General features: G+C 63.8%; 10 protein-coding genes. 9 read left to right on the top strand and 1 reads right to left on the bottom strand.

Annotated elements, in window-relative coordinates; all coding sequences use genetic code 11:
• The first annotated feature begins 67 nt into the window (after window positions 1–67).
• Both BLR35_RS00855 and BLR35_RS00850 read left to right on the top strand, forming a co-directional pair.
• On the top strand, window positions 68–496 hold the full coding sequence (locus BLR35_RS00855) for a universal stress protein (protein WP_090375954.1): 429 nt from the start codon (window positions 68–70) through the stop codon (window positions 494–496).
• An 87-nt stretch (window positions 497–583) separates the two neighbouring features.
• Window positions 584–1,996 carry an SAM domain-containing protein gene (locus BLR35_RS00850; protein WP_090375952.1) on the top strand — a complete coding sequence of 471 codons (1,413 nt, stop codon included), beginning with the start codon at window positions 584–586 and terminating at the stop codon, window positions 1,994–1,996.
• Between the two features lies 1 nt (window position 1,997).
• Here the strand turns inward: BLR35_RS00850 and BLR35_RS00845 are convergent, their stop codons facing one another.
• Window positions 1,998–2,834: a M14 family metallopeptidase gene (locus BLR35_RS00845; protein WP_090375949.1), complete on the bottom strand. Its 837-nt coding sequence runs from the start codon at window positions 2,832–2,834 to the stop codon at window positions 1,998–2,000.
• 289 nt (window positions 2,835–3,123) lie between these two features.
• Here BLR35_RS00845 and BLR35_RS00840 point away from each other — a divergent pair, with 289 nt between their 5' ends.
• The 7 genes from BLR35_RS00840 (at window position 3,124) to BLR35_RS00810 (ending at window position 12,770) form a co-directional block, all read left to right on the top strand.
• Window positions 3,124–3,351, top strand: a complete 228-nt coding sequence (locus BLR35_RS00840) for a DNA-directed RNA polymerase subunit H (protein WP_090375945.1) — start codon at window positions 3,124–3,126, stop codon at window positions 3,349–3,351.
• A complete protein-coding gene (locus BLR35_RS00835; protein ID WP_090375942.1) occupies window positions 3,352–4,929 on the top strand; it encodes a DNA-directed RNA polymerase subunit B'' in 1,578 nt (525 codons plus the stop codon). It abuts the gene before it with no gap.
• A 3-nt stretch (window positions 4,930–4,932) separates the two neighbouring features.
• Window positions 4,933–6,762, top strand: a complete 1,830-nt coding sequence (rpoB, locus tag BLR35_RS00830; protein ID WP_090375939.1) for a DNA-directed RNA polymerase subunit B — start codon at window positions 4,933–4,935, stop codon at window positions 6,760–6,762.
• Window positions 6,763–6,768: 6 nt separating this feature from the next.
• Complete coding sequence (locus tag BLR35_RS00825; protein ID WP_090375936.1) at window positions 6,769–9,696, top strand: DNA-directed RNA polymerase subunit A'; 2,928 nt, start codon at window positions 6,769–6,771, stop codon at window positions 9,694–9,696.
• Window positions 9,689–10,894: a DNA-directed RNA polymerase subunit A'' gene (gene rpoA2 / locus BLR35_RS00820; RefSeq protein WP_090375933.1), complete on the top strand. Its 1,206-nt coding sequence runs from the start codon at window positions 9,689–9,691 to the stop codon at window positions 10,892–10,894. Before BLR35_RS00825 ends, rpoA2 begins: the two co-directional genes overlap by 8 nt.
• Window positions 10,895–10,897: 3 nt before the next feature.
• A complete protein-coding gene (locus tag BLR35_RS00815) occupies window positions 10,898–11,326 on the top strand; it encodes a NusA-like transcription termination signal-binding factor (RefSeq protein WP_090375930.1) in 429 nt (142 codons plus the stop codon).
• Window positions 11,327–11,567: 241 nt separating this feature from the next.
• Window positions 11,568–12,770 (top strand): alpha-hydroxy-acid oxidizing protein, encoded by a 1,203-nt coding sequence (locus BLR35_RS00810; RefSeq protein ID WP_090375927.1) that lies wholly within the window; start codon window positions 11,568–11,570, stop codon window positions 12,768–12,770.
• Window positions 12,771–12,844 lie beyond the last annotated feature (74 nt).

The raw sequence follows: 12,844 nt of genomic DNA, 5'->3' as shown, positions 1-12,844 counted from the left end.
CGGAACGCAGCGAAGGGTGGCGGCAATTGAGAAGGTCTTTTTCCTCCCGCGCCAGTGGTTCGACTAGATGTACGAGACGATCCTCTTTCCCACCGACGGGAGCGACCACGCCGCGACCGTTGCCGACCACGCGTTCGACGTCGCGACGACGCGGGACGCGACGGTACACGTCCTCTCGGTCGTCGACGACCGCGCGTTTCTCGTCCTCGACGACGAACGCGTCGAACAGGTTCGAACGGACCTCGAGGAAACCGCGCGCGAGGCGACCGACGAGGCGGCGACTCGAGCGGCCGACCGAGGTATCGACGTCGAGACGGCGGTCGATACGGGCCATCCCGCAGAACGCATCATCGACTACGCCGACGCTCACGACGTCGACCTGATCGTGATGGGGACGAGCGGCGACGACTACGAGAACAACGTCGTCGGAAGCGTCTCCCAGCGAGTCGTTCGTGAGTCTCCCGTTCCCGTGTTGACCGTCGGTCCGGACGCCTGAGTTACGGCTCACTCCGCCGACTCGATCTCCCCTGGCTCGTTCCAGCTATCATCATCTCTATATAGAGTCACTCGTTAGTCGTTCAAAATGCGACGTTCCATCGGAGTCGGAATCGCCGTCCTCGCGGTCACGTTCCTGTTCGTAGGCGGCCCGTCGCTGCTGTTCTCGCCGTCGACGGAGCGAGTCGCGCCCGACGAAACGGATCGACACGAACCGGAAATCGTCACGCTCGAGGACAGCGAGAGCGGCTTCTGGCCGTACCTCAACCAGCGACAGACCCACGAGAAACGGAGTCCGTTGAACGTCGTCGTACGAGGCGACGCCGAGGAGACGCTCCAGTTACTGGCCGAACACGGCGAGGGCGAGTGGGAAGAAGCTGATCACGACCACTTCGACGCCGACGAACTGGTCGGATTAGCTGACGACGAACACGAACACGAAACGGACGAGAACGGGGCCGAAACGGGCGAGACGAACGGGTCTGCGGGCGTCGGAACTGAGACCGACGACCCGCTACGTCCCGTCTCGCCGACCGACATCCCGTGGTCGCAGGCCGACGGCGCGACCCGTTACGCGTACGTCGACCCCGGCCCGGACGAGGAGTCCTACTGGACCACCGAGACCACCCAGTTCGAGGACGGCGAGTACTACGGCTACCGGTACCACATCCGAGCCTACGAGAGTCCAGATCCCGATGACCGGTGGGTCGTCATGCAGACTCACTCCGAACACTTCGACTGGTTCACGCTTCGTCACCGCGTCGACGGCGTCGAAGAGGCACAGTTGCGCCTCGAGAACGACCTGATGGCGATTCCCGGCGTCGACGTCCAGGAGGACGTCCAGCGGATCTACCTCGACAACAGCGGCCCCTCCGACGCCGACGGCTGGGCGACGAAGGTCGACCTGACGGCGATGGCGACGGTGTCGGCCGGACTCGCACTCGCCTCCGGGCGGAACCGAAAGCAGGGCGACGGCACCGTCCTCGAGCGAACCGGCGACCGGATCGACGACCAGTTGACCGATTCGGATCGTGCCCGACTCGCGGCCGCAGCCGACCGCCTCGAGCCGCGTCACCTGATCCTGGCGGGGACGATCATCGCGGTGATCCTGGGCGTCCGGATCGGCGGTATCGCGCTGGATCGAACCGTCGACGTGCTTACGCCCCACATGATCGCAGCGATGCTTTACCCGTTCATCGCCGTCGGGCTTCCGGTGGCGACCTACGTCATCGCGAGCGGTCTCGAGCGACGACTCGACGCGGCAGTCGCCGCCTCGGTCTCGCTGGCGGTCGCGATCTGGCTCGACTACGGGCTCGTCGGCGTCGACGTACTGCCGATCGACGTCGTGTTCCAGCGGATGCTCGTCGTCATCGCACTCGGACTGATCGCCGCCGGCGGGACGCGGCGAGCGGTCCGGACCGGCCGGATCAACGACATGCTACTCGTCGGCGTCGGACTGTGGGTCGTGGTGCTCGTCGGGACGTTGCTGGGATATCTCTAGGTTATTCGCCGTCTTCGTCTAGCCACGTCTCTCGTACGTCTTCGAGTGACTCGCCGATCTGCCGACCGCTGTACCCGAGGATGCCTTCGGAACCACTCTCGGACATCAGTATCGGCCAGAAGGTCTCGTCTGCGGTTAGCTCGCGGCCGTCCACGCTCGCGTAGGCCGTTCCCTCGGGGACGCGTTCGAAGTTCTCGACGAACAGTTCGTAGGAGTCGCCGTCGGGTCTGGAAATCGGTTCGCCCATGTGGAAGAAGTCCGGATCGGACTCGGGTGGCTCACCGGGAAGCGCGTCCACTCGCCTGAGAAACGAGCGAGCCTGGTGTTGTGCGGCCAGCGTCTCCCGCTCTGTGTTCTCCGCAGCGAGTTCGATTTCGACGGTGAACCCACACGTCGTGATCGTCTGCTCGTTGACGCCCCAGTGGTCGACGACGTACGGGACGGGCAACTCCGCGGCCAGTTCGAACTCGCGTTCCTGCGAGCTGTGAACGAGCGCGAACGGCGTAGGCTCGGCCTCGGTCGCGTGCAACGAGAGCGTCGTCCGGCCGTCGACCAGCTCGCAGAGTCTGGCGGCGATCCGTTCTTCCCGATTACCGTCCGGATCGCCGGGAAACGAACGGTTGAGATCCGACTCGAGGTAGCGCTCGCCGGCCTCGATTGCGGGCGGGTTCGCGAGGACGAACGCGACTCTCCGTTGCAGGTCGAGATCGGCTTCCCGCAGGCGACGAACTGCACGGATCCCGTTTCGCTCGTCGCCGTGGACGCCGCCGACGACGACGACCTCGAGGTCACCGGGCCCGCGGACGGTCACGTCTAACGGGCCGAAGTCGTGATCCATGATTGGAGTTCCGGAAGGAGCGTTCTGAAGACTTTGCCGGCAACTCCCGGCCGTAACGTGTCACGCCGACACACAGCACGATTGGTGACGACTCTCACTACCCCAAGGAATTTAACCGAGAACTGGCTATTGACACGTGTGATCGTTCCCTCCGGTCAGGTTCGCCAGGCCGGTTAGCTGTGCTTTTCGTGCGATTTAGTAACCGTTAAATGGTTCCCACCGTTATCTGGCTGTAGTATCTCGTGACAGCCGCTTCTCTCCCGATAGCCCACACGCACATCACAACAACATGGTAGACGTAAGCCAACACGAACTCGTGCCGGACCACACCGTCCTCGAGGAGGAGACACTCGAGGAGGTGCTCGCCGAGTACGACATCGACCGTACAGACCTACCGAAGATCAAACGCAACGACGCTGCCCTGCCGGACGAGGCAGAGGTCGGCGACGTCATCAAGATCGTTCGGGATTCACGAACAACCGACCAGGCAGTCGTATACCGACTCGTGGTGGAATAAATGGCAATTGAACTCGACCGAGACAAACGACGGGACATTTCGCGCGAATACTTCTCGAGGGAACGGCTCGCCGAACATCACTATCGCTCGTTCAACGCCTTCCTCAACCGGGGGATGCAGGAGGTCGTCGACGAGAAGGAGACGATCGATACGGACATCGGCGACAAGGAAGGCGAGGAGCCAGTACACGTCGAACTCGGCGACGTTCGCGTCGTCACGCCCCGGGTTCGGGAGGCCGACGGCTCGGAGGAACTGCTCTATCCGCAGGAAGCCCGGCTTCGTAACATCACCTACTCCGCGCCGGTCTTCATGGAGATGTCGATCGTCAAGGGTGAGGAGGGCGACCAGCGGGTCGTCGACTCCACGGAGACGAAGATCGGCCGGATGCCGATCATGGTCGGCTCCGACAAGTGTAACATCGCCGGCTTCTCCGACGAGGAACTGATCGAGATCGGTGAAGACCCAGCCGACCCGGGCGGCTACTTCATCGTCAACGGCTCCGAGCGCGTGCTGATGACCAGCGAGGACCTCGCGCCGAACAAGATCCTCGCGGAGTACGACACCAAGTACGGCGACGAGATTCAGGTCGCAAAGACCTTCTCGCAGCGCCGTGGCTACCGCGCACTGGTGCTGTGTGAGCGAACCCGCGACGGACTGCTCGAAGTATCGTTCCCCTCGGTGTCGGGATCGATCAACTTCGTCACGCTCGTGCGTGCGCTGGGCCTCGAGAGCGACGAGGAGATCGTCCACAAGGTCTCGAACGACCCCGAGGTCGTCAAGTACATGCTCGAGAATCTGGAGGAGGCGGACGTCCAGACCGAGGAAGAAGCGATCGAGGCACTCGGGAAACGCGTCGCCTCGGGCCAGGGGAAAAACTACCAGCTCAAGCGAGCCAACTACGTCATCGACCGCTATCTCCTGCCGCACCTCCACGAGGAGGGTGTCGACGAAGAGGACGTCCGGATCAACAAGGCCCACTACCTCTGTCGGATGGCCGAAGCCTGTTTCGAACTCGCGCTGGGTCGACGCGAGTCCGACGACAAGGACCACTACGCCAACAAGCGCCTGAAGGTCAGCGGCGACCTGATGAGAGACCTGTTCCGGACCGCACTCAACAAGCTGGCCCGGGACGTGAAGTACCAGCTCGAGCGCGCGAACATGCGAAACCGGAACCTCTCGGTCTCGACGGTCGTCCGCTCGGACGTCCTGACCGAGCGACTCGAGCACCCGATCGCGACGGGTAACTGGGTCGGCGGCCGCTCCGGTGTGAGCCAGCTTGTCGACCGGACGGACTTCATGGGCGTTCTCTCGCACCTCCGGCGGCTGCGCTCGCCGCTGTCGCGCTCGCAACCGCACTTCGAGGCACGGGACCTGCACGCGACCCAGTGGGGTCGCATCTGTCCCTCCGAGACGCCCGAGGGACCGAACTGTGGCCTGGTGAAGAACTTCGCGCAGGCGATGGAGCTCTCACAGAACATCGAGGACGAACAGGCGCTCAAGCGTGAACTGGCCTCGATGGGCGTCGAGGGCATTCCGGGTATCGAGGGAATCGAACGAACGACGCCGGCAGACGACTAAACAATGAGTAGCCAACAACGAGAAGCCAAGGTATACGTCAACGGGTCGCTCGTGGGCACCCATCCGAACCCCCACGAGCTTGCAGAACAGATCCGCGAAGCGCGACGGATCGGCGACGTCAGCGAGATGGTGAACGTCTCCGTCAAGGATCGCACGCGGGAAGTGATCATCAACGCCGACGCGGGCCGTGCCCGGCGACCGCTGCTGGTCGTCGAGGACGGCGAGCCCCGCATCTCTCAGGAAGAGATCGAGGCACTGCAGGACGACGACCTCGAGTTCGAGGACCTCGTCGACCACGGCTACGTCGAGTTCATCGACGCCGAGGAGGAAGAGGACATCCTCGTCGCCGTCGACGAAGACGACCTCACCGAGGACCACACACACCTCGAGATCGACCCGCAGCTGATCTTCGGGATCGGTGCGGGGATGATCCCCTACCCCGAGCACAACGCCAGTCCGCGTATTACGATGGGTGCGGGGATGATCAAGCAGTCGCTGGGACTGCCCAGCGCGAACTACCGCATTCGCCCGGACACGCGCCAGCACCTGCTGCACTACCCGCAGCTCTCGATGGTCAAGACCCAGACGACCGAGCAGATCGGCTTCGACGACCGACCTGCAGCCCAGAATTTCGTCGTCGCCGTAATGAGCTACGAGGGGTTCAACATCGAGGACGCCCTGGTCATGAACAAGGCCAGCGTCGAACGCGCACTCGCCCGCTCGCACTTCTTCCGGACCTACGAGGGCGAGGAACGCCGCTACCCCGGCGGCCAGGAGGACCGCTTCGAGATTCCTTCCCAGGACGTTCGCGGAGCACGCGGCGAGGAAGCCTACTCCCACCTCGACGAGGACGGCCTCGTCAACCCCGAGACGAGAGTCGACGAGAACTCCGTGCTGCTCGGGAAGACGAGCCCGCCACGATTCCTCGAGGAGCCCGACGACATGGGCGGTCTCTCACCCCAGAAGCGACGCGAGACCTCCGTCACGATGCGCTCCGGCGAATCGGGCGTCGTCGACACCGTCACGCTGATGGAAGGAGAGGACGGCTCGAAGCTCTCGAAGGTCTCCGTTCGTGACGAACGGATCCCCGAACTCGGAGACAAGTTCGCGTCGCGACACGGCCAGAAGGGGGTCGTCGGCCACCTCGCGCCACAGGAGGACATGCCGTTTACCGAGGACGGAGTCGTCCCCGACCTCGTGCTGAACCCACACGCGCTGCCCTCGCGAATGACCGTCGGACACATCCTCGAGATGATCGGCGGTAAACTCGGCGCGATGGAGGGACGGCGCGTCGACGGGACGCCGTTCCTCGGCGAAGACGAGTCCGCGCTTCGCGAAGGGCTCGAGGAGGCCGGCTTCGACTCCGCGGGCAAGGAGACGATGTACTCCGGCATCACGGGCGAGAAGATCGAGGCCGAGATTTTCGTCGGGATCATTTTCTACCAGAAGCTCTACCACATGGTCTCGAACAAGCTGCACGCCCGTTCTCGCGGGCCCGTGCAGGTGCTTACCCGCCAGCCCACCGAGGGTCGTGCCCGCGAGGGCGGTCTCCGTATCGGGGAGATGGAGCGGGACGTCTTCATCGGCCACGGTGCGGCGATGACGCTGAAAGAACGACTGCTGGACGAGTCCGACCGCGAGTACATCCCGATCTGTGCACAGTGTGGGATGAGTGCGGTCGAGAACGTCGAACAACGGCGGGTCTACTGTCCGAACTGTGACGAGGAGACCGACATCCACGAGATCGAGATGAGCTACGCGTTCAAGCTCTTGCTCGACGAGATGAAGGCCCTCGGTATCGCACCGCGACTGGAACTGGAGGACGCCGTCTAACCCACAATGCGAAACACCACACCCAAAGACATCGGAGCGATCAACTTCGGGCTCATGGAGCCCGAGGAGTACCGGGAGATGAGCGCGACGAAGATCATCACCGCGGACACCTACGACGACGACGGCTTCCCCATCGACATGGGGCTGATGGATCCGCGGCTCGGGGTCATCGACCCCGGCCTCGAGTGCAAGACCTGCGGGAAGCACTCGGGGTCGTGTAACGGCCACTTCGGTCACATCGAACTGGCCGCGCCGGTGATCCACGTCGGCTTCACGAAGCTCATTCGGCGGCTGCTTCGGGGAACCTGTCGGGAGTGTTCCCGGCTGCTGTTGACCGAAGACGAACGCGAGGAGTTCCACGGCCAGATCGACGAGGCCCGGAAGCTCAGTCGCGACCTGAACGACGTCACCAAGGCCGCGATCCGGCAGGCACGCAAGAAGGACCGCTGTCCGTTCTGTGGCGAGATTCAGTACGACATCGACCACGAAAAGCCGACGACGTACTACGAGGTCCAGCAGGTGCTCACGAGCGAGTACTCCCAGCGCATCGCCGCCGCGATGCAGGGCCAGGCCGAAGACGCCGAGCGGATGTCGCCGGACGAACTCGCCGAGGAGACCGACATCGACCTCAGCCGGGTCAACGAAATCCTCTCGGGCTCGTTCCGACCCCGCGAGAGCCAGCGCAAGGCCATCGAGAAAGCTCTGGACATCGACCTCACGGAGGAGGACACGAACAAGCTGATGCCGAGCGATATCCGGGACTGGTTCGAAAACATTCCGGACAAGGACATCGAGGTGCTCGGCATCAACCCCGAACGCTCCCGGCCCGAGTGGATGATCCTAACCGTGCTGCCGGTACCGCCCGTGACGGCGCGGCCGTCGATCACGCTGGACAACGGCCAGCGCAGCGAGGACGACCTCACCCACAAGCTGGTCGACATCATCCGGATCAACCAGCGGTTCATGGAGAATCGTGAGGCCGGCGCGCCACAGCTGATCATCGAGGACCTCTGGGAACTGCTGCAGTACCACGTCACCACCTTCATGGACAACGAGATTTCGGGAACGCCGCCGGCGCGACACCGCTCCGGTCGCCCGCTGAAGACCCTTTCACAGCGTCTCAAGGGGAAGGAGGGTCGTTTCCGTGGCTCGCTGTCCGGGAAGCGCGTGAACTTCTCGGCACGTACCGTCATCTCGCCGGACCCGACACTCTCGCTCAACGAGGTCGGCGTCCCGGACCGCGTGGCCAAGGAGATGACCCAGACGATGAACGTCACCGAGCGCAACGTAGAGAAGGCCCGCCGGTTCGTCTCCAACGGCCCCGAGGGTCACCCCGGTGCGAACTACGTCCGCCGACCGGACGGTCGCCGACTGAAGGTGACCGAGAAGAACTGCGAACAGCTCGCGGAGAAGGTCGAAGCCGGCTGGGAGGTCAACCGCCATCTCATCGACGGCGACATCGTCATCTTCAACCGCCAGCCGTCGCTGCACCGGATGTCGATCATGGCCCACGAGGTCGTGGTCATGCCGTACAAGACGTTCCGGCTGAACACCGTCGTCTGCCCGCCGTACAACGCCGACTTCGACGGCGACGAGATGAACATGCACGCCCTCCAGAACGAGGAGGCCCGCGCCGAGGCCCGCGTCCTCATGCGCGTGCAAGAACAGATCCTCTCGCCACGGTTCGGTGAGAACATCATCGGCGCAATCCAGGACCACATCTCCGGCACCTACCTGCTGACCCACGACAATCCACGGTTCAACGAGACCCAGGCGCTGGACCTACTTCGGGCAACCCGCATCGACGAACTGCCCGAACCCAGCGGCATCGACGACGAGGACAAGCCGTTCTGGACCGGCTACGACGTCTTCTCGGAGCTGCTGCCCGACGACCTCAACCTCGAGTTCACGGGCACCGTCGGCGAGAAGGTCGTCATCGAAGACGGCCAGCTGATCGAGGGCACCATCGCCGAGGACGAAGTCGGCGAGTTCGGCGGAGAAATCGTCGACACCATCACGAAGATCTACGGCAAGACCCGCGCCCGGATCTTCATCAACGAGGTCTCGACGCTCGCGATGCGCTCGATCATGCACTTCGGGTTCTCGATCGGCATCGACGACGAGACCATCCCCGAGGAAGCACAGGCCCGCATCAACGAGACGATCGACGACGCTTACGACCGCGTCGAAGAACTCATCGAGGCCTACGAACGGAACGAACTCGAGTCCCTGCCGGGCCGAACGATCGACGAGACCCTCGAGATGAAGATCATGCAGACGCTCTCGCGTGCGCGTGACAACGCCGGGAACATCGCGGACGAACACTTCACCGACGACAACCCGGCGGTCGTCATGGCCGAGTCCGGTGCGCGTGGGTCGATGCTGAACCTGACCCAGATGGCCGGCTGTGTCGGCCAGCAGGCAGTTCGAGGCGAGCGAATCAACCGCGGCTACGAGAACCGGACGCTCAGCCACTACGCGGAGAACGACCTCTCCGCGGAGGCACACGGGTTCGTCGAGAACTCCTACACCTCGGGCCTTACCCCACGGGAATTCTTCTTCCACGCGATGGGCGGCCGCGAGGGGCTGGTCGACACTGCAGTCCGTACCTCCAAGTCCGGGTATCTGCAGCGCCGACTGATCAACGCCCTCTCCGAACTCGAGACCCAGTACGACGGCACCGTCCGCGACACGTCGGACACCATCGTCCAGTTTGAGTTCGGCGAAGACGGCACCTCGCCCGTGAAGGTTTCCTCCGGCGAGGACAACGATATCGACGTCGCACAGATCGCCGACCGCGTGCTCGACTCCGAGTTCGACTCCGAAGAGGACAAACAGGAGTTCCTCGGCTCGAGGCCGCGACCGACGAACCTCTCGGAGCATGCGGACGATCGTCTCTCCGTCGACGGACCGGAGGTGACCTCCGATGACTGAAGTCGAGTACGACGTCGACGACGACACGATCGCAGTCGTCGAGGACGCCGACCTCCCACGGCGACTCAAGGACAAGGTCTACGAGGAACTCGAGGGCCGCGAGGACGCGACCGTCGAAGACGCTGACGAACTCGCGAAGGCCGTCGAGACGCGCTACGTCGATACGCGCGTCGAACCGCTCGACCCCGTCGGCACCGTCTCGGCCCAGTCCATCGGGGAGCCGGGAACGCAGCTGACGATGAACACGTTCCACTACGCGGGGGTCGCAGAGATTGACGTGACCCAGGGGCTGCCGCGGCTGATCGAGCTGGTCGACGCCCGGAAGACCCCGGACACGCCGATGATGACGGTCCACCTCGAGGACGAGTACGCCACCGAGCGCGAGAAGGCCCACGAGGTCGTCTGGAACATCGAGGCGACGAAGATCCTCGCGCTGGGTGACGTCTCGACGAACGTCGCGGACATGCGCGTTCAGATCTCGCTCAACGAGGACACCTTAGAGGAGCGGATGATCGAACCGGAGGAAGTCGCCGAGATCATCGAGGACTCGCTTGGCGTGGAGACGGTCCAGCAGGGAACCGAGATCCAGTTTGGCCCCGAGGAACCGTCCTATCGCGACTTGCTCCAGCTCGTCGAGGAACTGCGCGACATCACGTTCAAGGGGATCGAGGACATCTCCCGCGTCGTCATTCGACGGGAAGAGATGGACGACGGCAGCGAGGAGTTCGTCCTCTACACTGAAGGATCGGCTTTCGGCGACGTACTCGATATCGAGGGCGTCGACGCCTCCCGGACCACGTGTAACAACATCCACGAGATCCACCACAACCTCGGCATCGAGGCCGCTCGTGAGGCGATCATCGAGGAGACGAACAACACGCTCGCAGAGCAGGGTCTGGACGACGTCAACGTCCGGCACCTGATGTTGGTCGCAGACATCATGACCAACCGCGGCGAGATCGAGTCGATTGGTCGCCACGGTATCTCGGGTTCGAAGGAGTCCGTCCTCGCGCGTGCGGCGTTCGAGGTGACGGTCAACCACCTGCTCAACGCTGCGATCCACGGCGAGGTCGACGAACTGCACGGCGTCACCGAGAACGTCATCGTCGGCAAACCGATCAAGCTCGGAACGGGCGACGTGGATCTGCGGATGGGATCGATCAATTCCGGCGGCGATGCCGGCGGTCAGGCCGACTAATAGATGGGTGTCACGCTCGACGACGACACCCGCCAGTACCTCGCCGCGTTCGAAGACGTGACGGGGGTAAACGGTCGGGATTGCATCGTCACTGGCGAGAGCGAGAACCGCCTGCTGATCGTCGTCGAAAACGACCGTATCGGCGAGGCGATCGGTCCCGGTGGGCGAACCGTCTCACGGTTCGAGGAACGGGTCGGTATGCCGGTTCGACTCGTGGAAGGGGCCGACGACCCCGAGACATTCGTCGCGAACACCCTCGCGCCCGCCGCAGTGTACAACGTCACGATCAGCGAGAACGAGGACACGGTCGCCTACGTCGAGGTCGCCCAGGAGGACCGCGGTGTCGCGATCGGTTCGAACGGCCGGACGATCGACGCGGCCCGGCGGCTGGTCGATCGGCACTTCGGGATCGACGACATCCAGTTGATTTAGCCATCCTCGGTCGTGTCCGACGGAACGATATCGACTATTCACCGTCGGCTACATCGGTGTCGTGATGTTCACAGAAGTACCTCGTCAACAACAGGTCGTACTGATACGCTCGAATTCCCTGTGCTTCGTTATCGGAACAATACACCCCTTTAGCGTGGACGACGTTCGGCTCGTGTAACCAAACGAGCTGCGTGGTAACTCACCACAACCTATTTTCCGCCGGGTTTCGAATCCCGGGCTCATGAGCAACGACGCGAACTCGCCGTCGTACGGTCGCGAACGGCTGGTAGAAGTCTATACCGAGGGGATGCTGGCCGATAGAACGCCGACGCTACCGCCACGGTTCGAAGACCTCGAGGCCGAAGCACGCGAGACACTCGAGCCCGAAGCCTACGCTTACGTCGCCGGTAGTGCGGGCGCCGAACGGACCGAACGCGAGAACCGCGAGGCGTTCTCGAAGTGGCGGATCGTTCCCCGGATGTTACAGGGGGTCGAGGACCGGGACCTCTCGGTCGAGTTATTCGGCGAGACGTACGAGGCACCGGTCGGCCTCGCACCGATCGGCGTCCAGTCGATCCTCCACGAGGAGGCAGAGACGGGAGCAGCGCGGGCCGCCGCCGACCTCGGGCTGCCGTTCGTCCAGAGTACGGCCGCGACGGACCCGCTCGAGGACGTGGCCGAAGCCGTCGGCGACGAGCCCGCCTGGTTCCAGTTATACTGGAGTTCGAACCGCGACCTGACGCAGAGCTTCGTCGAGCGTGCCGAGGACGCGGGGTACGACGCGCTCGTCGTCACCGTCGACACGCCCGTCATCAGCTGGCGGGAACGCGACGTCGAACAGGCTTATCTCCCCTTCCTCGACGGCGAGGGCGTCGGCAACTACTTCACCGACCCCGTCTTCGAGGATCTGGTCGGCGGCGACCCCCAGGAGAACCAGGACAGCGCCGTCATGCAGTTCGTCGACGTCTTCGGCGACGCCTCGCTCACATGGGACGACCTCGAGTGGCTCGCCGGACTGACGGACCTCCCGATCCTGGTGAAGGGAATCGTCCACCACGAGGATGCGGTACTGGCGCTCGAGTCGGGTGCGGACGGCGTGATCGTCTCGAACCACGGCGGGCGACAGGTCGACAACGCGCTGCCGGCGATCGAGGCGCTGCCGCGGGTAGTGGATCACCTCGAGTCGGAGGGGTACGGCGACGCGCCGGTACTGTTCGACAGCGGGATCAGGCGCGGCGCGGACGCCGTCGTCACGCTGGCACTCGGTGCGGAGATGGTCCTTCTCGGACGACCGTACGCCTACGGGCTCGCGATCGACGGCGAGGACGGCGTCCGGGAGGTCTGTCGGAACTTCCTCGCGGATCTGGACCTGACGATGGGGCTCTCCGGACGCGACTCCGTTGGAGACCTCGATCGGTCGCTGTTGGTCGAACGTACGGGCTGAGACGGTCTCCCCGCGTTCGGAAACCTCTCGGTTTCCGAGGGACGCTAACCGATTCTCCGGCCGTAACTCGATTC

This window comes from Natronobacterium texcoconense (genome assembly GCF_900104065.1).
GTDB classification, from domain to species: domain Archaea; phylum Halobacteriota; class Halobacteria; order Halobacteriales; family Natrialbaceae; genus Natronobacterium; species Natronobacterium texcoconense.
The sequence above is the reverse complement of the archived record's forward strand: the minus strand, read 5'-3'. Positions and strand labels throughout refer to the sequence as shown.